Below are 25,039 nucleotides of genomic sequence, written 5' to 3'. Positions count from 1 at the left end.
GGCATGGCGATGAAGATCCTCCAGGGCCCTGCCGGCAGCGGGAAGACCTTCTGGTGCCTCGAGCAGTTGCGCCGGGCGCAGCGCGAGGGGGACTGGGACCGGGTGCATCTGCTGGTGCCGGCGCAGAGCGCATACAGTATGCGGGCGGCGCTGCCCACGGAGGACCTGCGGGTGGTCCTGGGCCGTCCGGTGCTCACGTTCGACGCGCGCTCCTCCGGCGCCTCGTTCGCGGAGTGGGCGCTGGAGGGGGTGACCGGGGAATCGGCGTGGACCGAGGCCATCTCCGAAGTGGACCAGCTGCTGCGGGTGCGGCGAATGCTGCAGGAGCATCCACCCGGGTGCGGCGGACTGGCGGAAGCCGCGCGCACGCTGGGCTTCGCGCAGGAGCTGCTGCGGCTGTTCCGGGAGTGGAAGGAGGCGCTGCTCACCCCCGGGGAGATCGCCGGCGCGTTCGGCCCGGACGCCCGGCTTGCACGCCAGCGGGAGCTCGCACGACTCTACGCGCTCCACCGCGACGACCTGGCGGCAGCGGGCAAGCCGGACACCGCCGACCTGCAGCGTCGCGCCCTGGACTGGCTGGCCGCGCACCCGGAGCGCCTGGCGGGTCAGCGCTTCCTGGTGGATTCCTTCTCGCACTTCACGCACTGGCAACTGGAGGTGCTGCGCCTCCTGGCGAAGCGCGCCGAGTCGCTCACCGTGGCGTTTCCCTACGAGGAGGACCGGCCGTGGGTGTTCGAGCATCTCGACAATGACCGGCTCTCGCTGACCTCGCACCTCGCCTCCGCCGCCGACATCCGGACGCTGTCGCCTCCCCGGCGTTTCCACCCATCCGCCCGCGCCATCGCCGGGCTGGAGCGCGGACTGTACCAGGTGCGGCCCGGCGGCGTTCCGGAAGACGACAGCGTCGCGTGCTTCGCCGCCGCCGACCCCGACGCGGAACTGGAGGAGATCGCGCGGCGCATCCGCGTGCTGGTGCGCGACCACGGCTACCGCCACGACGAGATCGCGGTCCTGTTCCGCGGCCTGCAGGCTTCGCGCCGTCGCGTGCAGGAGATCTTCCGCGCCCGCGGCGTGCCGGTGTTCATCCCCGACGGCGAGGAGCTGCTGCACACCGCGCCCGCGCGCGCCGCGCGCCAGCTGTTGCGCCTGCACCGTTCCACCGCCGACGCGGACACCGCGATGGCGCTCTTCCGCAGCTCGCTGGTCCCGGGGCTGCGAGACGACGCCGACCGGCTGGAGATGCGGGCCCGCAGCGAGGGCCTGGTGCGCGCGGCGCGGCTGCTCGAGCAGGCCCCGGCGCTGCTGGGGGAGACCTCGCCGCTGGCGCCGGTGGCGCGCGCCCTGTCCCGGCTCACATCGGAGCCCGGGCCGCGCGACGGCGCCGGGTGGGCCGGCAGGGTGCGCGAGGGCCTGGCCGCCCTCGGCGCGGAGGACGCGCGCCGCGCGGACCCGCGGCTGTTCCTGCGCCACCACGCCGAGTGGGCGGGGGTGGAGGAACTGCTGGGACACCTCGAGGCTCACTTCCAGGGACCGGTGGCGCTGGACCGGTTCGAGGCCGTCTTCCTGGAGCTGCTCTCGGCGCAACCGGGAGGCGAGGTGCCGCACCTGGGCGGCTGCGTGCTGGTGGGGGACGTGTTCCTGTCGCGGTTGCCGGAAGTGCGCGCGCTGTTCCTGCCGGGTCTTTCGGAGGGTCTGTTCCCCGCACCGGTGTCGGAAGACCGGCTGCTGCCCGACGCCGACCGTCGTCGGATCGCGGCACACACCGGGCGGCGCCTGCCGCTGGCTTCCGAGCGCTCCCTGGAGGAGTACTACTTCTTCTACGTGGCGGTGACGCGCGCGTCCGAGCGGCTGTGCCTGTCGCGGCCGGCCGCGGATCGCGACGGCAGCGGGCTGCAGCCCTCGCCATTCCTGCGCGAGGCGGCCCGCGCGCTGGGGCCGTGGCTGCGGGAACGCCGCGTTACCGCGTTCGACGCCGACTTCGCCAACTCCGCCGACCTGGCCGAGCTGGAATCGCGCGTGGCGCTGGAACTGTCCCGGCCGCGGGCCGAGGGCGAGCGCGTCACCGCGGAGGCGCGCGCCCTGTACAACGCGCGGCTGTCCCGCGGCGGGCCCTCGCCCTGGGAGATGCCCGAGGCGCCCGGGGAAATCGCCCGCCTGAAGCGGTCCAGGCTGGCGATGGCCCCCACCGCGCTGGAGATCTTCGCCGGCTGCCCGTTCCGGCATTTCGCTCAGTTCCCGCTCCGCCTGCGCGAAGCCCGGGAGAAGGACTTCGGCCCGCTGGAAGACGGAACCCTCCTGGACGACGTCGCCACCCGCTGTCTTCGCGAATTGAAGGCTGCCGGCGGCGTGGAATCCACCGGTGGCGTCGAGGCGCTCACCGCGCGCCTGCACGAATTGCTGGACGAGGAAGTCCGGCGCAGGCTCCCCGGGCTGGTGGAGCGCCCGCTGTGGAAAGTGCGCGTGGAGATGTTGAGAGGCGCGCTGGGCCGGTTCGCCCGCGCGCTGTGGGCGGAGCACCAGGAGGGGAAGTGGATCCCCGCGCACTTCCAGCTCGCCTTCGGGCCGGGGCACCGGGGCACGGTGCCCGCGGATCCTGCCTCGCTGGAGGCCCCCCTGGTCCTCCGCAACGAGCAGGTCGAGCTGCGTCTCTCCGGCCGCATGGACCGGGTGGACCGCGCCGCGGACGACCCGAGCCGGATGCGGATCCTGGACTACAAGCGCAGTGCCAGGAGTTCCGTCGCCGCGCGGCTGCGCGACGGCCGGCTGCTGCAGGCCAACCTGTACCGGCTCGCCCTCGCCGCCATGCCCGGCGTGACGGCGGAGACCGTGGGGCACTTCCACTTCAAGGACGGCAAGTTCCAGGACTTCGACCGGGCGCTCAACCGCGGGCGCAAGTCTGCGGAACTGCCCCCGCTCGATGTCGAGGACCACACGAGGAAGCTGGCGCTGCGGCTGGGGGAAGAGATCGGGGCCGGCGTGGTGGGCGTCCGACCCGCCTCCGGCGAGTGCGACTTCTGCCCGTACATCTCCGTGTGCCGCGTGGACCAGTGGGTGCGGGTGCTGGCGGTGGAGCAGGGAGATGACGACACCGCGGCCCCGGACGCCGCCTCCGGCGAGGGGGAGGGCGCCGATGCCTGACGCCGGCAAGACGCGCGCGGAGCGCGAGCGGATGACGGCGGCCCAGCAGGCCATCATCGGCGCCGCCGAGCGCGTGGTGTGGGTCTCGGCCGCGGCGGGCTCCGGCAAGACCCGCTGCCTGGTGGAGCGGCTCGCGGGGCTCCTGGAATCCAGCCCCGCGGAGGCCGAGCGCAGCGTCGCGTTCACCTTCACCCGCAAGGCCGCACAGGAAATGACCCACCGGCTGCGCGAGCGGATGACCCGCGCCGGTTCGCGCGAGGCCACCCGGGCCGTGGACCGGCTGAGCATCGGGACCATTGACAGCTTCTGCGTGCAGACGCTGCGCGAGCATGCCGTGGACCTGGGCCTGGATCCGCGCTTCGAGGTGCTGGATCCGGTGGAAGGCGACCAGCTCGAGCGGGAGGTGGCGCGGGCCGTCCTCGAGGGCGTGGCGGGGAGGATCGCGGCCGCGATGCCGATCCCTTCGGCCGCCGCGGCGGCACCGACCGCTTCGGCCGCCGCGGCGTCCCCGGCGCCGTCCACGACTTCCCCGGCGGCGGCCGCGTCGCTGCAGGAGTGGTTCACCCGTTTCGAGGTCGACACGCTGGCCGGCGTGCTGATCGAGGCGGCCCGCAGGCTGTGTACCGCGGGCGATCCCGAGGCGCTGCTGGACGAGTGGGAGGCGGGCCCGGGGCGGGACCTGGAGTCCTACATGCGCGATCTCGAGCCGCGCAAGGTGACGCTCCAGCACCGCGCGCTGGACGCCGTGCGCGGGAGTCTCACGGTCGCCGCCGCGGACGGCACGCGGACCGACGCGGAGCGCGACACGATCCGCGACTGCATCCGGCGTCTCGGGGGCCCCGCCTGGGACCTGCAGGCGTGGACCGACGCCCACGCCGCCCTCAAGCAGCACGGGGCCGCAGCGGACAAGGCGCGATTCGAAGGTGTCCGCCAGGCCGCGTGGGACTTCACCAAGCTCGATCAGTCCCCCTGGAAGGAGTTCAGGAAGCCGGAGGGGCTCGCCGACGCGGAGATCTTCCGCCTGCTCAAGGTCATGATCCCGGTGCTGCGGGAGCACCTGCGCGCGTTCGGCCGGGCCAAGCGGGAGATGATCCCGCCGCGCCTGGACTTCCAGGACGTGCTGCTGGGCGTCATGCGCCTCGGCGAGGCATCCGCCAACTTCCGGGCCTTCCGCGACCGCCGGCTGGGACGGCTCCTGGTGGACGAGCTGCAGGATGTCAACGGTCTGCAGTCGAGGCTGATCGAGGAACTGGGTCGCTCCGGAGAGGTCTTTGGCGTGGGCGATCCCATGCAGAGCATCTACCGCTTTCGCCACGCGGACGTGGAGCTCTTCGCGAAGCGGCTCGCGGGCACGGACGCCGGGAGCACCTCGAAGGGCTACCGGCTCCACGAGAACCACCGCAGCGTGCGCGGCGTGATGGACTTCGTGAACGCCGTGTTTCCCTGGCTGGTCCGCGTGGCGGACGCCGGTGGCGGGGGCGCGGAGTTCGACCGGGTGGAGGCCCGCAGGGACGAGCCTTCCGTGCCCGCCCCGCCGGTGGAGTGGATCGTGGTTCGCAAGCCCGCGCGCGGTGCCGGCCGCGGCGCCGAAACCCCCGGACTGGCGGAAGCCCGCCGGGTGGCCGCCCGCCTGCTGGAACTGCGCGAGGGCGGCACCCAGGTTCCGCAGCGCGATCCGGAGTCCGGGGAATTCACTTCGCGCCCCATGAAATGGTCCGACATCGCGGTCCTCTCCCGCGCCAAGAGCGCCATCCCGGTCTACGCGAAGGCGTTCGCGGACGCCGGCATCCCCGTGGAGACCCAGTTCCAGGCCGGCCTGCTGGACAGCGTCGAAGGCCGCGACGTGGTGGCGCTGCTCCAGGTCCTGCGCAACCCGATCCAGGACCTGCCGCTCGCGGGCGTGCTCCGCTCCCCGTTCGTGGGCCTGCGGGACGAGTCGCTCCTGGGGCTTGCCGAGGCCGCGTCACGGTGCACCGCGCGGGGGGAGGAACGCCCGCCGCTCATCGGGATGCTCCGGGACCCCGAAATCGCCGGGGCGCTGGATTCCGGGGACACGGGGCGCGTGCGGGAGTTCCTGGATCGCCTGGACGACACGCGCGGCCGCATCCTCCTCGAGGGCGCGCCGGTGATCCTGCGCGAGTGGCTGGACGGGACGGGCTACCTGGCCCGCGAGGCCCCGCGACGCGACGGCGACCAGGTGGCGGCCAACCTGGGTGCGCTGCTGCAACAGTGCCGCTCCCTCGAGCCTTCCCGCGGGGACCTCGCGGGCCTGCTGGAACGCCTCCGTCACCTCGCGGACACCGAGAACGGTCCGCGCGAGAGCGCCGTCGGATCGGGCCGCGGGGTGCAGCTGGCGACCATCCACTCGGCCAAGGGCCTGGAGTTTCCCATCGTCGTGGTCGCCGGGCTGGGGCGCAGGTGGAAGACCCATGGCCGCGACCCGAAGGCGCTGACCCTGCGCTTCGACGGGCCGGACCGGAGACTGGCGCTGGCCGCACGCATGGGCGCATCCCTGGGCAGCGACGCGGCGTTGAAGGGCTGGGCTCCGTACCTGCTCCACGCGGCCGAGGACCACGACGACCGGCTGGAGGAAGTGCGTCTCCTCTACGTGGCCGCCACGCGGGCCCGCGAGCGGCTCATCCTGGCCGGAACGCAACTCGTGAGCGCCTCCAGCGGCGCCACCTGGCCCGACGGCTACGGCCGCTGGCTGGACGACGCGCTGCGCAGCGCCGAGGCCGCCGGGCAGCCTGTTGGTACGCTGCTGAGCCGCGACGAAGTGGATGCCTCCGACGTCACGCGTCCCAAGCCCTCGTCGCGCGCCCTCGCCTCCCTGTGGCAGGCCCACTCCGACCCGATCCGCGCCGGCGCGCCCATCCCCGTGGCGGCGGACTCCGCCCTGGATGCCCGCGCACAGGAGATCCTCGAGCGGGTCGCGAGGCCCGCCCCCGCCCCCGAGCTGGTGCCGCGCGACGTCGGCGCTGCCGACATGGGCACCGCGCTGCGGTGCCCGTGGCTGCTGCGGTTCCGCCCTTTCGTGGATGAGGTCCAGGGCCGGAGCGCGCGTGGCGCGGGAGAGGCCGGCGGCGCGGCCAGCGAGCGCGGGCAGCGCGTCCACGCCTTCTTCGAACACTGGGACGTGCGCGTGAGCCCGAAGGAGGACTTCGATCGGGCCGCGGGGCTGGCGCAGCTCACGCCGGAGGACCGCCGTGACCTGGCGCAGTGGCTGGAGAACCCCGACGTAGCCGCCGCGCTGGGGGAGCTGACGGGCGCGCCGGAGCGGGTGATGCGGGAACTGGTGCTCGAATGGTCGGTGCTGCGCTCGCGCATCTCCGGCAGGCTGGACGCCCTGGTGCGCCTGAGCGACGGCGCATGGCGCGTGGTGGACTTCAAGACCGACAAGGGCGACGACCTCGCCGAGACCTACGACCGCCAGACCGCCATCTACGCCGCCGCCGTGGAGCGCGCCGGGATGGGGAGGGTCGCGGGCCGGCGCCTCATCTACCTGCGTCGTGGTGTGGTGGAGGACCTGCCGTGGAATCCGGGCGACGCCGACGTGCTGGAACGCCGGATCGAGGCCGCGCTGCTGGCGTTGGGGCGGGAGGAGGAGATGGCGCGGCCGGGGTGCGCGGAGTGCCTGAAGAAGCTGGAGGGCAACAGGGCGTTCCGCTGCATGTCGTAGGGCAGGGAGCTCTGTTGCCTGCCGCCGTGCGTCACTTCGATTCCCGACAGGCAGCACAGCTGCCCGCCCTACCTGTCCTTCGCCGCCTCCTCCATCACCTGCGCCAGCTCCCGCGGCGTCCACCGCGTTCCTTCCATGCGCCGGAAGAATGTCCCATCGGGCCGGTACACCCGCACGCCTTCGTCGTGCGTCATGCGCACGCCGCGGCCGCGGGTCTTCTCGCCCGCGGCGGTGCGGAGCGCGGCGAGGGAGGCGCTGTCGCCGGTGGCCAGGATCCACAGGGCGGGATCGGCGCCGCGCTCGCGGCCGTATTTCGCCAGCCGCGGCGGAGTGTCGTATTCGGGGTCCAGCGTGACGGTCAGGATGCGGGCGCGCCCCTGCAGTTCGGTGGGCAGCCCGATCATCTCCTGCGTCTCGGACAGCTGGCGGGCGAGCCGCGGACAGGTCTCCGGCAGCTCACCGCGCGTGTAGAGAAACGCCAGCGCCACCGGCCCGCCGCGCAGCGTGCGGGTACGGAATCGCCGGCCGCGCGAGTCGGTGAGCCGGACGTCGGGGAGGGCCGCGGGGCCCGCGGGCTTTACGCGCTTCCCACTGGCGGGCTTCACATCCGCTGCCCCCGCCGCCACGGGCGCCGCCGCGGAAGCACGCGCGCCATCCGGGGCGGCCGCGGAAGCGCTCTCTCTTTCTGGAACCGCCGCCAGCAGCAGCGAGGCCGCCAGCGCCATCCGTCCGAGCCCGCCAATCCTCACGAGACTTCCCATCTCCTCGCGAGCATGCGCGCCACCACCAGGAACACCACCGTGAGCCCCACGAGCACGCCCACCTGCGGGGCGAGCTCGACCAGCGGAGAATTGCGCCAGAACACCTTGATGTAACCGTCCAGGGCCCACGCGTTGAAGGTGAACAGCCCCATCTTCTGCATGCCTTCGCTCATCAGGTAGCGCGGGAACATGCTGCCGCCCAGCGCCGACATGGTCAGGATCACGATGTTGGAGATGCCCGCGAGCTGCTGGCGGCTGCGCGAGGCGGTGGCCAGCACCAGGCCGAACCCGGCGGCGGCCGCGGCGGTGGTCACGGTCATGACCACGAATCCCGGGATGTGCCCCGGCAGGTCCAGGTGGAACACCAGCCATCCCCAGGTGAACATGACCAGGATCTGCAGGCAGCCCACGAGCGTGATGTGGAGCCACTTGCCGATCAGCAGGCCCTGCATGCCGAGCTTCGAGCTGATCACGCGCTCCAGCGTGCCCGACTCGGCCTCCTCAAGCAGGGAGCCGCCCGAGCCCGAGGCGCTGAACAGGAGGAACATCACCGCGATGCCGGCGGCGTAGAAGGCCACCACCGGCGCCCTGCGATTGGCGGCGGCCATGATGTCCACCACGTCCACGGACACCAGTCCGGTGATGGCGTTGCCGGCGGCCCCCTCCGCGGGCTTCGCGCCGGTGCTCTCCGGAGCTGCGGCGCGCCCGATCACGGGCAGCCACTGGTCCATCACCTGCCGCTGCTTCGCGGTGAGGCCGCCGCCATAGCGCTCGAAGGCGCCGATGCCGCGCCGGGCGAACAGGTCCGGCGCGGCGGTCATGGCGCACTTCTGCAGCAGGCCCGTCACCATCTGCGGCGCGATGGGATCGGAGTTGTCCGCGAGCAGCTGGATCCGTGCGCTGCCGCCTTCGAAGCGCGCAAACGAAGAGTCGAGGCCCGCGGGCAGCACGATGGCGACGGGCAGCTCGCCCTGGCGGACCATCTCCCGGGCGCGCGCACGGTCCAACGGAATCTCGGCGACCGAGGCGGAGCCTGTGGTCCCCCCTGTCGAGGTGGCGTTCCCGCCGCCGGTGGCGGGCGCCGCGCCTCCGGCCGCATCGGTGCGCGCCGTGCGCGGCATCCCGGCGGGCCGGCGCGCGGGCGTGGCCGCCTTCGCGCCCGTCACCACCACCAGGCCCTTCTCCAGCTTCAGCGCCGCCACCAGGCGGCGGCTCAGACCGGTGTGATCCTCGTCCACCACCGCCACGTGCACCCGCGGGGTGCTGGAGCGGGCCCCGCCGAAGACCATCGCGAAGACGCTGAAGAAGATGATGGGCACGCCGAACACCAGCAGCAGCACCACCCGGTCGCGGCGAATGGAGGTGAGCCCGATGCGCACGATGATCCCGATCATTCGCGCAGTTCCCTTCCGGTGAGGTGGAGGAACACCGACTGCAGGCTGGGCCTGCGCACCTGCAGGTCGTCCACGCGGCATCCCGCGGACTTCACCCGCACCAGCAGCCCGGGCAGCTCCGCGCCCACGTCCAGCACGGTCCCGTTCAGGACCCGGGAGCCGGGCTCCGCCTCCAGGCCATCCACGGAGGCGGACGGCAGCGTGTCCACGGTGACGCTCACGTGCCGGCGGCTCCCGACGGTGTGCTCCACCAGTTCCGAGAGCGTGCCGGAGGCCACCACGCGGCCGTGATCCTGGATCACGATCCGGTCGCAGCGCGCCTCGGCCTCGTCGAGCTGGTGGGTGGTGAGCAACAGCGAAGACCCGGCGGCGCGCAACCGGTCCAGCATTTCGTAGATCCGCTCGCGGCTCTGCGGGTCCACCCCCACGGTGGGCTCGTCCAGCAGCACCACGCGCGGCTGGTGCAGCACGCCGCAGGCGATGTTGAGCCGCCGGCGCATTCCGCCGGAAAAGCGCTTCACCGGCTCCTTCGCGCGGTCCCCCAGGCCCGTCCAGTCCAGCGCCCACTCCACCCGCTCGCGGACGGAGGAGCCGGCCACGCCGTGCAGGCGCGCGAATGCATCCAGGTTTTCTCCGGCGGTGAGGTGGGGGTAGAGGGCGATCTCCTGCGGCACCACGCCCAGCGCGTCCCGAGCTCCGGGCGAGTCGGCCGGCTGGCCGAAAAGCTCCATGGTCCCGCCGTCCAGGCGGACCCTCCCGGCGATCGCCCGCACCAGGGTGGTCTTCCCGGCCCCGTTGGGGCCCAGCAGGGCCAGCAACTCGCCGGACCGCAGCTCCAGTGCGGCGCCGTCGAGCGCCTTCACCGGGCCAAAAGTCTTGCGCGCGTCGGCGACGCGAAGTACGACGTTCTCCATGAGCCTCCCGGGGGGTGAAGGGCCGGTTGCAGGCGGCATCATAGCAGGGTCACGTGATTGTGGAATCGCGTGTTGCAGCAGGTTCCGGTGCAGGGCCCGGGGCGTCGGCCCCTGCCGGATGCTCCGAAGGTAGCTTGCCCCGGCCCCGGCATGGGTATACCATGGGACCCATGAAGACTCCCGTGTCGCAGGGCCCCAACCCTGCGAATGGCCATGAAACCCGCGACTCCGGCGCCCCCCGCATTCGCCTGCTCATCGCCGACGACCAGCTGATGGACCGCAAGGGAATGGTGAGTCTGCTTGCCACCCAGCCCGATTTCGAGATCTGCGGCGAGGCCGAATCGGGCGAGGAAGCCGTCCGGATGTGCGCCGAACTGCGCCCCCAGGTGCTGGTGCTGGGGGTCCGGATGCCCGGGCTGGACGGGATCGCATCCATCGTCGCCGCCCGGCAGGCCTGCCCCGAGACCCGCGTCCTGGCGGTGTCGGACCGGGGTGAGCAGCGTTGCCTGGTGCTCAACCCGCCGCGTTTCCATCGGGCGCAGGAGTCCGAGCCGGCGCACGAAGCTCCCGAGACCGGGCCGGCGTGCCTGGCCACCGACTGCCTCGAACTGGCCGTGGTCCAGGGCGCGGTGGGCGCCATCCGGCGCACCGCCTCCCCGGAGGACCTGTTCCGCGCCGTGCGTGCGGTGGCCTCGGGGAATGTCTGGTACGACCTCGGCACCGCCTCGCGCATGCTCCAGCGCTCGCTGGGCATGGGCCCGGGCAGCGAGGCCCAACCGCTCTCCGAGCGCGAGCTGGAGGTGGCCAGCCTCATCGCCGACGGCAAGTCCAACAAGGACATCAGCCTTATGCTGAAGATCAGCGAGCCGACGGTGAAGAAGCACGTGGGGCGGCTGCTCGAGAAGCTGGGGCTGGACGACCGGCTGCAGATCGGCCTCTACATCGCCCGCAATCCGCTGGTTCTCAACCGCACGCCCGGACCGAAGCGCTAGCGATCCCGCATTCGTGGTGGTCCGGAGCAGCAACCCCGCTCCCGGCCCCCGGCCACCGTCACCCGCCGCAGCGATCCGTCTCCTACCTTCCGCCGCCCACTTCGTAGCGCTCGCGGATCAACTGCACCAGGGCCTCGCTGAGGTCCAGGATGTGGTCCATGCGGTGCCGCTCCTCGAGCCTGCGGATGCGCGAGGCGAGCGTCTGGTCCCCGAACACGGTCGCGATCCAGCGCGAGAAGTCGCCGCGGCGCATGTGATCCTCCAGCACCTCGGGCGAGCTGCGCAGGATGGCGCGCGCGAACTCGCGTATGGTGCGCGCCCGGGGTCCGGCGGGCCCGCCGCGGTCGGAGGAGAAGCAGAAGGCCTGTCCTTCCGGAACCGGCACGTCGAGGTACTTCGACCGGTGGCGCACATGCGAGGTCAGTCGCGGGGTGAGCCGCAACCGGCACGGCGGGGGCCCGCCGGGGCCGGCGATCAGCGCCGCCTCGCCGTTGGAAAGGTCCTTCAGCATCTCCCCCAGTCCGGGATCGCCGGGGCCCAGTCCGGCCAGGATCGCCAGCGCGCGCACCTCGTCGGGATCCACGAGACGCGTGCACAGGGTGGACTCGACGGTCGTGAGCACCTCCGAGTTCAGGGTGGTGGGGCGGTAGGTGACGAACGTGTACCCGTGCAGTTCGAGATCCAGCAGCCCCGCAGCGCCGGGCGCGTCCAGGAAGTAGTGGGCCTCGTCGAGCACGATGCGGTGCGGCAGGCCGGTGCGGCGGCGCAGCGCGGCGAGCGCGGGCAGCAGCACTCGGATGTAGCTCAGCTTGGCCGCGTGCGGCACCTGCGAGAGATCCACCACCAGGCTCACGTCCGGGTGGCGCAGGGCGCGCGCCAGCTCGTGCGGCCGAGGGGGCTCCACGTCACCGCCCAGGACCACCACGCCGGGCATCGCCACCAGCGGGCGATAGTCGCCTTCGGGGTCCAGCACGCACACACAGTAGTGGCGCAGGATCAACTGCTCGCACAGCAGCCCGCTCACCAGCGACTTCCCGGAACGCGGCTCGCCGGCCACCAGCACGTTGCGCCCGGGCACGTGGAGCGAGACCTCGGTGCCGTCCACGGCGTAGCCCAGCGGGAAGCGGTGGCGCGCGGCGCGCTCCGGGGCCAGCCGGGGCTGCGCGATGAGCCCGCGCACGTAGCCGGCCACGGCCTCGGGTCCGTCCCCGGCCAGCACCTCGTCCGCGGCCGCCTTCAGCGCGGCGCTGCCCCAGGCCACCGCCACGCCGATCTCGCAGGCCGCCAGCAGGTCGTGGTCGTTCTCGGCGTCGCCGATGGCGATGGTGTTGTGGAGAGAGAGGCGCAGCGAAGCCAGCGCCTCGTGCAGCCCCAGGGACTTGCTGATGGACTGCGGGAGGACCATCACCCGGCCGCGGTTGAAGAACAGCGTCAACGGCAGCTCGAGCCCGTGGATGGCGTCCAGGATGGAGTGCGCGCAGGAAGCGTCGGCCTCCACAACGCATTCCCCCACGCGGTAGGCGACCCCGCGGCGGGAGAGTTCATCCAGGAAGCGTGCGGGCGGGGGAGCGCCCAGCACCGAGGAGCGCCCGGTGGGCGGGAACGCGATCACCGCCCCGTTCTCGGCCACCACGGCGTCGGCGAAATCCAGGTCGCCGGCGGCCCGGAGCAGATCGGCGAGAATCCGGCCGGTGACGAGGGCCACCACCACGCCGCGGGCGCGGGCCGCCATGAGCGCCTCGCGCACGGCCGGTTCCAGTGCGCCGTCGCGGGCGATGGTGCCGTCGTAGTCGAGCGCCAGGACTCCGAGCTTCATGGTGTCGCCCGATCCTCCCTGATCCCCGTGCGGGCGGGTTCCCGGCCTTCCGGAGCCCCGCCCCCACACTCCCAGCCCAAGTTGACAACCAGCCTAGTTTATTGTAAGATAAGAATCTATCCTCAAGGTCGCAGTCAACCCGGTCTGGCCGCGAGCGGGTTGCGAAACATTATTCACTTGGTCGCAACATCCAGGAGGTTCGCGCCATGACCCGTCCCCTCTTCAGGAGTGGGAAGCTCGTTGCTGCGCTGTTGCTCGGTGCGGCGCTGGCCGCCCCGCTCGCGGCCCATGCGGGCTCCATCTTCATCACCGCCCACGACCCCGACTTCCACGCCAGCATGGGCGGAAACCTCGTCGGCTCGCGGAAGATCAACACCACCGCCATCGGTTACATCATGGACGCCGGCTTCAACCCGTTCGTGGCCGGCGGCGTGAACAAGTTCCTGTTCGTGGAGTCCACCATCGCACCCCCGGGTGGCCACGTGGTCGGCATGAACGGCATCGTCGCCAGCGGCTACACCTCCGGCGTGGACTTCGAGCGCCACACGGCCTCGGACCTCAACGCCGAGCTGAACCTGCTGGGCAGCAAGTACTCCGGCATCGTGGTGGCCTCCGACTTCGGCGGCATCCTCACTCAGGCCGAGTTGAACATCCTGAACGGGCGCAGCGCCGACATCATCAACTTCCTCAACGACGGGGGCGGGCTGTACGCGATGGCCGAGAGCAACAACGGCGCGCACCTCACCCCTGGCGGCGGCCACTACGGCTACCTGCCGTTCCTGGTCAGCACCTCGGCGCTCGACCAGCCCGAGGTTGGCAACACCATCACCGCCTTCGGAGCCTCGCTGGGGCTGACCAACGCCGACATCAACGGCAACGCCTCGCACAACTTCTTCACCGGCACCGGCGGCATGGGTGTGGTGGACAACGACGCGGCCGGCCGGATCCTCACGCTGGCCACGCGCTCCAAGATCGACACCGGCGGCGTGGTGCCCGAGCCGAAGACGCTGGGCCTGCTGGGCGCCGGCCTCATCGGCCTGGCGCTGTTCCGCTTCCGGAAGTCCGCCTAGCCGCAGGCCGGGCTCCAGGGGGCCTGGGCGGGTGCGCCGGCAGGCGCCGGACGACAGATGACGAATCACCGCGCGGCTCACGAGTGCCGAGTCTCACCGCGCGGCTCACGAGTGCCGAGTCGGCGGGGGCCAGCATCGCCGCCCGGAAGTACAACGCGTAGGCCTGCGGGTCCCGGGCGCGCACGGCGGCCTCACCCGCCTCCACCAGGACGGATGATTCCCGGGGAAGCGCGCGGCACACCGGCAGCAGCGCGCCCAGGCGCAGCGCGGCGTCCGTCACCGCGCCCGCCGCCCGGAGCTGCGTTCGCGCCGCCGCCAGATCGAGCCCCTCGAGGCGGGAGCCCTCCGCCCAGGCCGCGGCCGCGGCCGCGGTGTCCCCGGCCTGCCAGCGAAGGTAGCCCAGGTTCCACGCGTGCTCCGCGGGGCCCATCACTCCGTGGTCCAGGTCGTAACGCAGCGCCGCCAGCGCGCCACCGGTGCGCCCGCTGACTTCGAAGCCGATGCGCAACGTGGAGCGCATCGCGGGGGAGACCTCCAGGGCCACGAAACGCTCGCCGGTGGCGTCCATGCGCACGGAGTAGAGCGGGCGGTCGAGGCGGGTCCGCTCCCCGACGTCGCCCAGGTAGGCGGCGGCGAGGGTCGGGTCCGAGTACATGAGCCGGATTGCGGGGCCGTCCCCGGAGATGAGGCCGTTGTTGTCCGGGAGGTCCTCGAACAGGAACAGGCTGCCCGGACGCGGCGCGGGCACGCGCGCGGGAATGTCCGCGAAGGCGCGCGTCACGATCGAGGTCACATACTCCAGCCGCGCCGGGGACACCGACGAGCGGTCGCGCGAGGTTCCCGCTCCCTCCGGGGGGACCGGCAGCAGCGTGGTCGCCTGCCCCGAGATCAACAGCAGCGCGGGCAACAGGGCGGTGACCCACGCGGGCCCCCGGAGCGAAGCCGCCCCGGCGGCCAGGCACAGCCCCGCGGCGGCGAAGCTGAAGTAGTACGCGCTCCACTGGCCCGCCACCCCGAGCAATGGTGCCAGGCCCAGCGCGGCCCAGGCGAGCCAGGGCCAGGGCTGGGACTTTCTGCCGGGCTTCTCCCGGTCCGTGGCCAGCAGCAGTCCCCCCGCGACCGCGCAGCCCAGCGCCGCCCACGGCAGCGAGCGTCCCACCAGCGCAACCCACTCTTGAGGCGCCTCCACTCCCACGAACGAAGTCAGGAATCTCCACGGCAGCTCCGCGGCGGCGACGGCGTTCCAGGATTGCCCGCCCTCGGGTGTGCGTGCGGCCAGGTACAGCGCGGCCCAGGCGATGGCGACAGCGACGTGAGGCACGAGACGGCGCAGCCGGGCAGCCGGGGGGGTGATGGTCAAGGCCACGACACAAAAGACCGGGCCCGCCGTACAAGCCGGCGGGCCCACGTGCGAGCGGGAGAGCGTGGAAGCCATCCCGCCGCTGCTGTCTCTATTGTCTTCGAGCTCACGGCTCCGCCGCGCCGCGGCGGCCACGCGGCCCTACGTGTTCTTCTTCTCGTCCACCACTTCGAAGTCGGCTTCCACGGGGCCCTTGCCGCCCTCGGGCTCGGGGCCCGGGGTGTCTTCGGGTCCACCGCCGCCCGGCTGCGGGCCGGCGGCCTTCGCGCCCTGGTAGAGCTTCTCGGAGGCCTGGTGCCACATCTGGTCCAGGTCGGCCAGCGCGCTCTTGATCTCCGCGTGGTCCTCCTTCTGCACCGCCTCGCGCGCGCGCTGCGTGGCGGCCTCGAGCTTCGCCGTGCTGTCGGCGTCCAGCTTCTCGCCCATCTCCTTGAGGCGCTTCTCGCTCTCGAAGGCGGCCTGGTCCGCGCGGTTTCGGGTATCCACCTTCTCGCGCCGCTCCTTGTCCTCCTTGGAGTGCGCCTCGGCCTCCTTGACCATCTTCTCGATCTCGGTGTCGCTCAGGCCGCTGGACGCCTCGATGCGGATGGACTGCTCCTTGCCCGTGGCCTTGTCCTTCGCCGAGACGTGCAGGATGCCATTGGCGTCGATGTCGAACGCCACTTCGATCTGCGGCACGCCGCGCGGGGCCGGCGGGATGCCGTCGAGCGTGAACTTGCCCAGGGTGCGGTTGTCGGAGGCCATCTCGCGCTCGCCCTGCAGCACGTGGATCTCCACGCCCGGCTGGTTGTCGCTGGCGGTGGAGAAGGTCTCGCTCTTGCGCGTGGGGATGGTGGTGTTGCGCGAGATCAGCCGGGTGCACACCCCGCCCAGGGTCTCGATGCCCAGGGACAACGGGGTGACATCCAGCAGCACCACGTCCTTCACGTCGCCGGCCAGCACGCCGCCCTGGATGGCCGCGCCGATGGCCACGACTTCGTCCGGGTTCACGCCCTTGTGGGGCTCGCGGCCGAACAACTTCTTCACCCGCTCCTGCACCCGCGGCATGCGCGTGGCACCGCCCACCAGCACCACTTCGTCAATCTGCGTCACCGACAGCCCGGCGTCCTTCAGGGCGCGCTCGCAGGGTCCCACGGTGCGCTCCACCAGGTCGTCCACCAGTTCTTCGTACTTCGCGCGGGTCAGGGTGACGTCGATGTGCTTGGGTCCCGACTGGTCCGCGGTGACGAACGGGATCTTGATGTCGGTTTGCGTGGCGCTGGACAGCTCGATCTTGGCCTTCTCGGCCTCGCTCTTGAGGCGCTGCAGGGCCATCGGGTCCTTGCGCAGGTCCAGCCCGTGCTCCTTCGCGAAGCTGTCCGCCAGCCAGTCCACGATGCGCTGGTCGAAGTCGTCGCCGCCCAGGTGGGTGTCGCCGTTGGTGGACTTCACCTCGAAGACGCCGTCGCCGATCTCGAGGATCGAGATGTCGAACGTGCCGCCGCCCAGGTCGTAGACGGCGATCTTCTCGTCCTTCTTCTTGTCCAGGCCGTACGCCAGCGCCGCCGCGGTGGGCTCGTTGATGATGCGCTTCACGTTGAGGCCCGCGATCTCGCCGGCCTCCTTGGTGGCCTGGCGCTGCCCGTCGTTGAAGTAGGCCGGGACGGTGATCACCGCGTCGGTCACCTTCTCGCCCAGGAAGTCCTCCGCGGTCTGCTTCATCTTCTGCAGGATCATCGCGGAGATCTGCGGCGGGGCGAACACCTGGTCGTCAATTTTCACCCGGGCGGTGTGGTTCTCGCCCTCCATCACCTCGTAGGGGACCAGCTTGCGCTCCGAGGGCACCTCGCCGAACAGGCGGCCCATGAAACGTTTGATGGAGTACACGGTGCGCTGCGGGTTGGTCACGGCCTGCCGCTTGGCGACCGCGCCCACCAGTCGCTCCCCGGTCTTGGTGAACGCCACCACCGAAGGCGTGGTGCGCGCGCCCTCGGAGTTGGCGATCACGGTCGGCTCGCCGCCGGTCATCACCGCGACGCACGAGTTGGTGGTGCCGAGGTCGATCCCGATCGTCTTTCCCATGGCAGGTCGTTCCTTGCTGCGCGGAAGGCCGGGCCCGCGGGGGCCCGGCTCGGCCGGGCGGGTGGCCCGGATCGCGCGGTGGATGTTCCGTTGCTCCCGGGGGCGCGGGCTTCGCGCCCCGGTTCGCGGCCCCGGGCGGGAGTTGTCCCGCCCGGGCGCCAGCCTCTAGTTCACTTCGACGGAGATCTCGCGCTCGCGCGCCTCCTCCATCTTGGGCACCTCGACGCGAAGGACGCCGTCCTTCATCGTGGCGCGGATCTTGTTGCGGTCCACCCGGGTGCCCAGCTGCAGGGCGCGCTCGAAGCTGCCGTAGGTGCGCTCGACCCGGTGGTGATTGACGTCCTTCTCCTCGCGCGTGTCCTTCTTCTCGCCGCGGATCACCAGGGCGTCGTCCACCACGGTGACCTTGACGTCGGCCTGCGTGAGCCCGGGCAGCTCCACGCTGACCCGGTACTGGTCCCTGGTCTCCTCGACGTCCACCGGCGGCAGGTAGGCGGTGGGGGCTACATTCCAGTGCGGCTCACGGCCCCAGAAGCCGCGGAAGAGACGATTGAGGTCCTCGTCGAACGAGTTCAGCTCGCGGGCGGGGTGGCAGCGTACGATGGACATGGTCATGGCTCCTTATCTGGTGTGGGCGGGCGCGGTGCGCCGGCCCGTCGGATCCAGGCAAACCGGTTTGGGTCTGGTTGCGTGATCAGGTCGGGATCCCGGCCCACCGCCCGGGCGGCGGGCGGGCTCTCGGCCCGAGGGGTCGCTGCAAAGGTGTATCGCAACCCATGTGCCAGCCGGCGCCCCATCGCCCTGCAAGCGCATATTCTATTGGTGTACAATTTCTTACATGAATGGACCTCAGCGCATGTTCAACCCCGGCGGGACGCCATGTTTCGTATTGAAACACAGACCATCTTCATTCCGTAAGCCTATGATTCAATCTGAAACCACGATCGGTTCCTCGGAAGAATCGGCGGCGGTCCGCGTGTATCAGACAGAATAGGACCGGATCACGCGACGCCCCTGAAAGGACCTGGCCATGGAACACCGGGTGTTCACCGTCGAGGAAGCCAACGAGGTGCTGCCCAAGCTGGAGGAGATCTTTTCCCGGATTGACCAGCAGAAGGACAGGCTGCGTCTCCTGCAGACCCAGGTGTCGATCCTGCGACTGCTGTGGGCCGAGAAGATCCGCGAGCCGCACAATCCCGACCACGAGGAATTCCTCGCCCACACCCGCGAGCACCAGGCGGGAGTGGAGGAGATGAAGGAGCTGGTCCGCGAGATCCAGGAAATGGGCTGCCTGGCCAAGGACCTGGACCAGGGGCTGGTGGATTTCTACTCGCGCCGCGCGGGCAGGATCGTGTTCCTGTGCTGGCGCCGCGGGGAGAAGAAGATCTCCTTCTGGCACGAGCTGCACAGCGGCTACAGCGGGAGGGTGCCGCTGTAGGCGCACCGAGGGGCAATGCGAAGCGGGGCGTCCCATCCGGGCGCCCCGCTTCAACGTCTGGTGCTGCCTCTGTCCGCTGCCGGCTCTTTGCGTCACCTACCCCGGGGGCAGCAGCAGCCCCCACCGCAGCCCGCCGGGCACGATCGTGATCACCTGTGTCGCGCCCGCGCGCTCCAGGTTGTGCAGCGAGGCCCACAGCGGGCCGGCCACGCCGCGCACCAGGTCCGGCGGGGAAGGGCCCGGCTGGAACGCACGCAGGGCCTCCGCGTCGGACTCGCGCACCGAGTCCAGCCCGGTTTCCATCCCGACATGCACATGGCCCCGGTCGCGGCACGCCCAGACCGTCACGGAAGTGTTGCTGGCGCTGCGGCGCAGGGCCACTTCCAGCAGCCACGCCACCGCCCGCTCCAGGTGGTCGGCGCGCACGCGCGTCGGCAGCGGCATCTTCGCCGGCGAGAAGACCACGCGCACGCCGCGCGCCTCCGCGGAAAGCCGCACGTCCTCCACCGCGGCACGCACGCAGGCCCCGGCCTCGGCCGTCGCGTCCTCGGCAAGCTCCCCGGCGCTGGCCGAGAGACCCTCCAGGTCGTCCACCATGCGGGCCAGGCGGCAGGCCTGGTTGAGCAGCGCCTCCGCGAACTGCCGGCGCTGCTCCGCCGGGAGCGACGGCGCGCGCATCAGCTCGGCGTACGCCGAGAGCGTGGTGAGCGGGACGCGGAAGTCGTGACAGAAGAGGTGCAGCGTCTCGTCGTCTATGGGTGGCGTGGGTTCCGGCTGGGCGCCGGCGCGGGAACTCACCGCGAGCCCGCGGTGCGCCGGGCCGCGGGACGGGCGGCCCGCTTCACGCGCACGCACAGTGAGAGTTGGTGACCGTGGCGGTCGCCCTTCACGTACATGACCTCGTCGAGCGCGGTGCACATGGCCGCCACTCGCGGGTCGGGGTGCCGGCGGTCAAAGAGCTTCTCGAGCGAGGAGCCCCCGTGGGTGAGGCGCACCGTGACCGCCTCGTCGTTCCAGCCGGCTTCCACCTCGATGGGCGCGCGGCGGGAGTCGCGCTGGCCGGCTTCCACGATGGCCAGGTAGGCGTCGCGAACGGCCGACTCGAGGACCTCCCGCTGTCGCGCGGACATTCCTGCGCGGCGGCCGGCCTCGGCCACCAGCGAGATGCACCTGGGGAGGTGCTCCATGCCACCGCGGCTGTGGAGCTTTCGGCCCTGGGACGTCATGCGTTATCCTCTTGGTTGGAGCGCGGGTACGGCTCTCCTGCTTGCCCGAAATGTCGGCCCGCCCGGGCTGCTTCTTGAGACGGAAAGGAATCCGACCCGGAATTCCGCCGGGGACCGCCACGATGACCGTGCCACCCGCCCTGTCCCGCATCTTCTCCCGGCCGGCCCAACCGTTCCGGTTCCCGCGCACCCTGTACGCGGCGGCACTTCTTGCCGGGCTGGTGGACGCGCTGCTGGTGTTCTATTTGCCGCTGCACCTCCACCGTAACCTGCGTGAGAGCAAGCTGCTGGTGGTGGGACTGGTCGTGGCGCTGCCGCAATTCGGCGTGTTTCTGGCCAGCAACATGTGGGGCGCCCTCGGCGACCAGTGGCGCCGATTGAAGCCGCTGGTGCTGCTGGGCCTGGCCGGCTACACCGCCATGCTCCTGGCGCTGTCCATGTGCCGGACCTCCGGCGCGGTGCTCCTGGCGGCCCTCGTAGGCTCGCTGTTGTACTCGGCGCTCAAGCCCGCCGCGCTCTCCTTCGTGACGCTGCGCGAACCGCTGCGCAAGGGGCACGCCCTGGCCGCGCTGATGCGCAACCAGAGCATCGGCTGGCTGATCGGCAACCTGGGCTGCCTCTCGATGCTGGAGGCCTTCGGCTGGCGGGCGATGAACTGGGCGCTGGCGGGAGCTTCCCTGGTGGCGGGGGCGGTGCTGGTCTTCACGTGGCTGCGCATGCCGGAGATCGGCGCGCACGAGTTCGAGGCCCGGGAGCCCGGGGGGGAGCCGCCCGAGCGAGGGGTGCGCGCCGCCGGTGCCACCGCGCGCCCCGCCCCGGTCACGCGCGGCTTCTGGCGGGAGCTGGTCGCGCTCTACGAGACTCCCGCGCTGCTGTGGATCTCCGTGGTGTGGTTCTTCACCACGGCCGGGCGGTGGCTCTTCTACACCTTCTTCTCGATCCTGTACACGGACTTCCTGCGCGGCTCGCTGGGAATCGTGGGCCTGGCCTCGAGCTTGTCCGCCCTGGCGGGGGTCTTCTTCTTCGGCTGGGCGGGTCGCTGGGTGGACCGCTTCGGCTCGCGCGTGGTCTTCCTGGCGGGCGTGCTGGGCTACGCGGTGTACTTCCTCGTGAACGTGCTGATCACGCAGCCCTATTTGGTGGCCGCGCTGTTCATCATTCCCATCTATCCGGCGTTCGTGGTGGCGGGCAACGCGATGGTGGCCTCGATCATCCGGCGCGATCAGAGAGCGGGGGGGCTGGGGGTGATCACGGGCGTGGAAGCATTCGGGGCTCTGGCGGGCGCGCTGGCCGGGGGCTGGGCGGGCGACCGGTTCGGGATCGGTGTCACGCCGCTGGCCGCGACGATCCTCGCCGGCGCCGCGCTGATCCTGGCAGCGGGCGCGCTGCGCAAGCCGCTGGCGCTGGCCGACGAGTCATAGGGCGGGCATTCACGCCTGCCGACATCCACGCCCCGGGAGAGGCCCGCGAGGACGCAGGTCCTGGCGCGGTGGGACGCAGGCACGGATGCCCGCCTTACTCGTAGCGGAGCGCCTCGATGGGATCCAGCCGGCTGGCCTTCCGTGCCGGGTAGAACCCGAAGAAGATCCCCACCAGCGCCGCGAACCCCAGCGACATGGCCACGGACGAAGGCGAAACCAGCGTGGGCCATCCTGCCAGCTTGCTCACCACCTGGCTCGTCAGCAGCCCCAGCCCCACGCCGATGATCCCGCCCAGCATGCTCAGGAACGCCGCCTCGATCAGGAACTGGAACAGGATGTCGCGCTCCTGCGCGCCCACGGCCAGCCGGATGCCGATCTCGCGCGTGCGCTCGGTGACCGACACCAGCATGATGTTCATGATCCCGATCCCGCCCACCAGCAGGGACACGCTGGCGATGCTCCCCAGCAGCATGGTCATGATCCCGGTGGTGGTCTCAGCGGCCGCGGAGATCTCCGCCTGGCTGCGGACCGTGAAGTCGTCGGCCTCGCGCGGCTGGATGCGGTGCCGCTGTCGCAGCAGCGCGGTGATCTCGTCGATGGCCTGCCCGGTGAGCAGGTTGCTCACCGCGCTGACCATGATGTTGTTCACGTTGGTGATGCCCTGCATGCGCCGCTGCACCACCGGCAGCGGCGCCATGATGAGGTCGTCCTGGTCGTTGCCGCGGGGATCGGTGCCTTTCTTCGACAGCACGCCCACCACGCGGAAGGGCAGCTTCTTGATGCGGATCACCTGGCCCACGGGGTCCACGTTCCCGAACAGGTTGTCCACCACCGTCTGGCCCAGCACGCACACCTTCGCGGCGCCGCGCACGTCGGACTCGGTGAAGAACGCCCCGGCGCTCAGTGGCCACTCGCGGATCTCGGGGTAGGTGGACCACACGCCCTGCACCTGCGTGCCCCAGTTCTGGTCACCCGCCACCACCTGGGCCCCGGTGCGCACCACGCCCGAGACGCGGAGCACCGCGGGACACTCCAGCAGGATGGCATGCGCGTCATCCTCGGTGAGCGCCGAGGAGGCGCCCGTGCCCATGTGCACGCCGCCGGCGGTGTGGCTTCCGGGGAAGATCATGATCAGGTTGCTGCCCAGGCTGGCGATCTGCGCCTGCACCGACGCGCGCGCGCCCTGGCCGATGGAGACCATCGCGATCACCGCGGCGACACCGATGATGATGCCCAGCACGGTGAGCGTGGAGCGCATACGGTTGCGCTTCAGGGCGCGCAGCGCGATCCGGAATACCATCAGCAGGTTCATTGTATTCCTCCTGGGTGCGGTGCCGCGGCGCTGTCGTGGTGCAGCTTCTTCTCCAGCTCGTCGAGCGCCGCGCGCTCCACCTTCGGGTCGCGCCGCTGCGGGACGCGCTTGTCCGAAAAGAGCCAGCCGTCCCGGAACACCAGGTTGCGTTCCGAGTACTGGGCGATGTCCGGCTCGTGGGTGACCATCACCACGGTGATGCCCTGGCGGTTCAATTCCAGGAACAGCTCCATGATGTCAATGCCGGTGCGGGTGTCCAGGTTGCCGGTGGGCTCGTCGCCCAGGATGAGCCTGGGGCGGTTCACCAGCGCCCGCGCCACCGCCACGCGCTGCTGCTGTCCGCCGGAGAGCTGGCTGGGGTGATGGTGCATGCGGTCCTGCAGCCCCACGCGCTCCAGCGCCTCGGTGACTCGCTGGCGCCGCTCCCGGGAGTCGATGTGCTGGTAGAGGAGGGGCAACTCCACGTTCTCGTACGCGGAGGTGCGCGCCAGCAGGTTGAAGCTCTGGAACACGAACCCGATCGTGCGGCCCCGCACCTGCGCCAGCTCCTGCCGGGGGAGCGTGAGCATGTCCACGCCACCCAGCAGGTAGCGTCCACCCGTGGGACGGTCGAGGCAGCCCAGGATGTTCATGAAGGTGGACTTGCCGGAGCCCGAGGCGCCGCTGATGGCCACGAAGCTGTGCTCGGGAATGGACAGGGTGACCCCGCGAAGCGCAGACACCACCATGTCGCCCATGTGGTAGTCGCGCGCCAGGTCCTCGACGACGATGATGTCCGCCACGCCCGCTCCTAGCGCCGCCCGCCCATGGGACCACCCATGGGACCACCCATCGGCCCGCCACGGCTGTTGTTGCCGGCGCTGGCGCCTGCCCCAAGGATGCCGGTCGCCACCTTCGTGCCCGGCTGGATGTCGCCGCTGATGACTTCGGTGAAGCTGCCGTCGCTGAGCCCGGTGCGGATGGTCACCTGCTTGAGCTTGCCGGGGGCTGTCTCGACGTACACGCGTGCGGGCGGACGGAACCCGCGGCCACCCCGGGATCCGCTCCAGCTGCCGCCGCCGTGACCCGTTGCGCCCCCCCCGGCGCGCGCTTCGCTTTCCGGGCGCGCTCCGCCTTCCGGGCGCGCTCTGTCCTCCGCGCGCGCTCCGCCCTCGGCGCGTGCTCCGGCCTCCGCGCGTGCTCCGGCCTCCGGGCGCGCTCCGCCTTCCGTGCGCGCTCCGCCCTCACGGCGTGCTCCGCCCTCGGGGCGTGTGCCGGCCTCAGCGCGTGTTCCACCTTCCGCGCGTGCTCCGCCATTCGCGCGTGCTCCCGCCTGGTCGCCGCGCCCCGGTTCTCCGGATCCGCCGCCGCTCCGGCCGCCCTTGTCCGGCTTGATCCCAAGCCGGGCGGCCACGTCGTCGGCGGGTCTGAATCGCAGCGCCGCGTTGGGGATCTTCACCACCTCGTCGCGGTGGGCCACCAGGATGGACACGTTCGCCGTCATACCCGGACGCAGCTTCAACTCGGGGTTGGGCACCTCGATGACGGTGACGTACGTGACCACGTTCTGCACCGTGATGGGCTGTGAGCGAATGAGCGTCACGCGCCCGTGGAAGGTGTCGTCGGGGTAGGCGTCCACCGTGAACGTCACCGGCTGGCCGACCTTCAGCTTGCCGATGTCTGCCTCGTCAATGGCCGTCTCCACCTGCATGCGCGTCAGGTCGTTGGCGATCCGGAACAGTTCGGGCGCCTGCAGGCTGGCCGCGACCGTCTGGCCCACGTCCACGCTGCGCGAGATCACCTGGCCCGAGATGGGGGAAGTGATGGTGCAGTGGTCCAGGTTCACCCGGGCCAGGTTCACCGCCGCCCGGGCCTGCTTCTCGGAAGCGATGGCGCTCTGCCACGCGGTCTCCGCGGCGTCGCGCTCGGCCTTGCTCACGTAGTTCTGCGCGAACAGCTCCTCGGCGCGCTTGAAGGCGCGCTGGGCGTCGCTCACCGTGACGCGGGCCTTCTCGAGGTTGGCCTGCGACTGCGCCAGCTGCGCGTCGTAGATGGCCGGATCGAGACGCAACAGCACCTGGCCGGCGGCCACGCGGGAGTTGTAGTCGGCGTGCAGTTGCGAGACGGTGCCGGAGACCTGGCTGCCGACCTGCACCATGATCACCGGGTTCACGGTGCCGGTGGCGCTCACGTTGGCGTCAATCGGGCCCCTGGTCACCTCGCCGGTGATCAGCTTCACCTGGCCGTTGCGGTGGGTGAGGAAGTAGCCGCCCGCGGCCAGCCCCGCGACGACCACCAGCCCTCCGATGATCCATTTCCCCTTCGACAAGCGATCCTCCTAGCCTGCTTTATTCGCGAGCGCCGAGAAGATGAGGGCCCCCTGCCGATTTCGCGGCTGGCTGGTTTCTTTCGCGGTGCCGGCGAGGCGCTACACGGCTGATTCTACCTCCGGAGCGGCCGATTGTCTGCGGCGGGAAG

Annotated in this window: 18 protein-coding genes; 6 read left to right on the top strand and 12 right to left on the bottom strand. The window is 71.2% G+C overall.

Features of this window, described 5'->3' with window-relative positions; all coding sequences use genetic code 11:
• Window positions 1–9 precede the first annotated feature (9 nt).
• Together HZB25_03685 and HZB25_03680 are read left to right on the top strand one after the other, a co-directional pair.
• The gene (locus tag HZB25_03685; protein ID MBI5836326.1) at window positions 10–3,138 is read left to right on the top strand and encodes a PD-(D/E)XK nuclease family protein; all 3,129 of its coding nucleotides are present in this window, start codon (window positions 10–12) and stop codon (window positions 3,136–3,138) included.
• A complete protein-coding gene (locus HZB25_03680) occupies window positions 3,131–6,817 on the top strand; it encodes a UvrD-helicase domain-containing protein (GenBank protein MBI5836325.1) in 3,687 nt (1,228 codons plus the stop codon). Before HZB25_03685 ends, HZB25_03680 begins: the two co-directional genes overlap by 8 nt.
• Before the next feature lie 68 nt (window positions 6,818–6,885).
• Here HZB25_03680 and HZB25_03675 read toward each other — a convergent pair whose 3' ends face one another.
• Genes HZB25_03675 through HZB25_03665 form a run of 3 tightly spaced genes read right to left on the bottom strand, consistent with a single transcriptional unit; the run spans window position 6,886 to window position 9,886 of the window.
• Window positions 6,886–7,566: an SCO family protein gene (locus tag HZB25_03675; protein MBI5836324.1), complete on the bottom strand. Its 681-nt coding sequence runs from the start codon at window positions 7,564–7,566 to the stop codon at window positions 6,886–6,888.
• Window positions 7,563–8,972 carry an ABC transporter permease gene (locus tag HZB25_03670; protein ID MBI5836323.1) on the bottom strand — a complete coding sequence of 470 codons (1,410 nt, stop codon included), beginning with the start codon at window positions 8,970–8,972 and terminating at the stop codon, window positions 7,563–7,565. Before HZB25_03670 ends, HZB25_03675 begins: the two co-directional genes overlap by 4 nt.
• The gene (locus HZB25_03665; protein ID MBI5836322.1) at window positions 8,969–9,886 is read right to left on the bottom strand and encodes an ABC transporter ATP-binding protein; all 918 of its coding nucleotides are present in this window, start codon (window positions 9,884–9,886) and stop codon (window positions 8,969–8,971) included. The genes HZB25_03670 and HZB25_03665 overlap by 4 nt, the downstream gene beginning before the upstream one ends.
• A gap of 170 nt (window positions 9,887–10,056) precedes the next feature.
• On the opposite strand from HZB25_03665, the gene HZB25_03660 reads away from it, so the two are divergent.
• The gene (locus tag HZB25_03660) at window positions 10,057–10,878 is read left to right on the top strand and encodes a response regulator transcription factor (protein MBI5836321.1); all 822 of its coding nucleotides are present in this window, start codon (window positions 10,057–10,059) and stop codon (window positions 10,876–10,878) included.
• Between the two features lie 82 nt (window positions 10,879–10,960).
• Here the strand turns inward: HZB25_03660 and HZB25_03655 are convergent, their stop codons facing one another.
• Window positions 10,961–12,694 (bottom strand): HAD family phosphatase, encoded by a 1,734-nt coding sequence (locus tag HZB25_03655; protein MBI5836320.1) that lies wholly within the window; start codon window positions 12,692–12,694, stop codon window positions 10,961–10,963.
• A gap of 206 nt (window positions 12,695–12,900) precedes the next feature.
• Here HZB25_03655 and HZB25_03650 point away from each other — a divergent pair, with 206 nt between their 5' ends.
• The gene (locus HZB25_03650) at window positions 12,901–13,764 is read left to right on the top strand and encodes a PEP-CTERM sorting domain-containing protein (protein MBI5836319.1); all 864 of its coding nucleotides are present in this window, start codon (window positions 12,901–12,903) and stop codon (window positions 13,762–13,764) included.
• Here HZB25_03650 and HZB25_03645 read toward each other — a convergent pair.
• From HZB25_03645 to HZB25_03635, 3 genes are all read right to left on the bottom strand, one after another.
• On the bottom strand, window positions 13,724–15,124 hold the full coding sequence (locus HZB25_03645) for a hypothetical protein (protein ID MBI5836318.1): 1,401 nt from the start codon (window positions 15,122–15,124) through the stop codon (window positions 13,724–13,726). The genes HZB25_03650 and HZB25_03645 overlap by 41 nt on opposite strands.
• 141 nt (window positions 15,125–15,265) lie before the next feature.
• Window positions 15,266–17,185, bottom strand: a complete 1,920-nt coding sequence (dnaK, locus tag HZB25_03640; GenBank protein ID MBI5836317.1) for a molecular chaperone DnaK — start codon at window positions 17,183–17,185, stop codon at window positions 15,266–15,268.
• 165 nt (window positions 17,186–17,350) lie between these two features.
• On the bottom strand, window positions 17,351–17,794 hold the full coding sequence (locus HZB25_03635; GenBank protein MBI5836316.1) for an Hsp20/alpha crystallin family protein: 444 nt from the start codon (window positions 17,792–17,794) through the stop codon (window positions 17,351–17,353).
• Between the two features lie 421 nt (window positions 17,795–18,215).
• On the opposite strand from HZB25_03635, the gene HZB25_03630 reads away from it, so the two are divergent.
• Window positions 18,216–18,623, top strand: a complete 408-nt coding sequence (locus HZB25_03630) for a DUF2203 domain-containing protein (GenBank protein ID MBI5836315.1) — start codon at window positions 18,216–18,218, stop codon at window positions 18,621–18,623.
• Window positions 18,624–18,719: 96 nt separating this feature from the next.
• Here the strand turns inward: HZB25_03630 and HZB25_03625 are convergent, their stop codons facing one another.
• Both HZB25_03625 and HZB25_03620 read right to left on the bottom strand, forming a co-directional pair.
• Window positions 18,720–19,421, bottom strand: coding sequence for a hypothetical protein (locus HZB25_03625; GenBank protein ID MBI5836314.1), 702 nt, complete (start codon window positions 19,419–19,421; stop codon window positions 18,720–18,722).
• Window positions 19,418–19,849: a hypothetical protein gene (locus HZB25_03620; GenBank protein MBI5836313.1), complete on the bottom strand. Its 432-nt coding sequence runs from the start codon at window positions 19,847–19,849 to the stop codon at window positions 19,418–19,420. Before HZB25_03620 ends, HZB25_03625 begins: the two co-directional genes overlap by 4 nt.
• 122 nt (window positions 19,850–19,971) lie before the next feature.
• Between HZB25_03620 and HZB25_03615 the strand changes: the two genes are divergently transcribed.
• Window positions 19,972–21,270: an MFS transporter gene (locus tag HZB25_03615; GenBank protein MBI5836312.1), complete on the top strand. Its 1,299-nt coding sequence runs from the start codon at window positions 19,972–19,974 to the stop codon at window positions 21,268–21,270.
• 94 nt (window positions 21,271–21,364) lie between these two features.
• Here HZB25_03615 and HZB25_03610 read toward each other — a convergent pair whose 3' ends face one another.
• From HZB25_03610 to HZB25_03600, 3 genes are read right to left on the bottom strand one after another with little or no spacing between them, the layout of a single operon-like run.
• Window positions 21,365–22,582 carry an ABC transporter permease gene (locus tag HZB25_03610; protein MBI5836311.1) on the bottom strand — a complete coding sequence of 406 codons (1,218 nt, stop codon included), beginning with the start codon at window positions 22,580–22,582 and terminating at the stop codon, window positions 21,365–21,367.
• Complete coding sequence (locus tag HZB25_03605) at window positions 22,579–23,319, bottom strand: ABC transporter ATP-binding protein (protein MBI5836310.1); 741 nt, start codon at window positions 23,317–23,319, stop codon at window positions 22,579–22,581. The genes HZB25_03610 and HZB25_03605 overlap by 4 nt, the downstream gene beginning before the upstream one ends.
• 53 nt (window positions 23,320–23,372) lie before the next feature.
• Entirely contained in the window at window positions 23,373–24,890 is a 1,518-nt protein-coding gene (locus HZB25_03600) for an efflux RND transporter periplasmic adaptor subunit (GenBank protein ID MBI5836309.1), read from the bottom strand.
• Between the last annotated feature and the right edge of the window lie 149 nt (window positions 24,891–25,039).

The sequence above is a fragment of the Candidatus Eisenbacteria bacterium genome (genome assembly GCA_016235265.1).
Taxonomy (GTDB): domain Bacteria; phylum Eisenbacteria; class RBG-16-71-46; order RBG-16-71-46; family JACRLI01; genus JACRLI01.
This window is presented reverse-complemented; position numbering and strand designations above follow the sequence as displayed.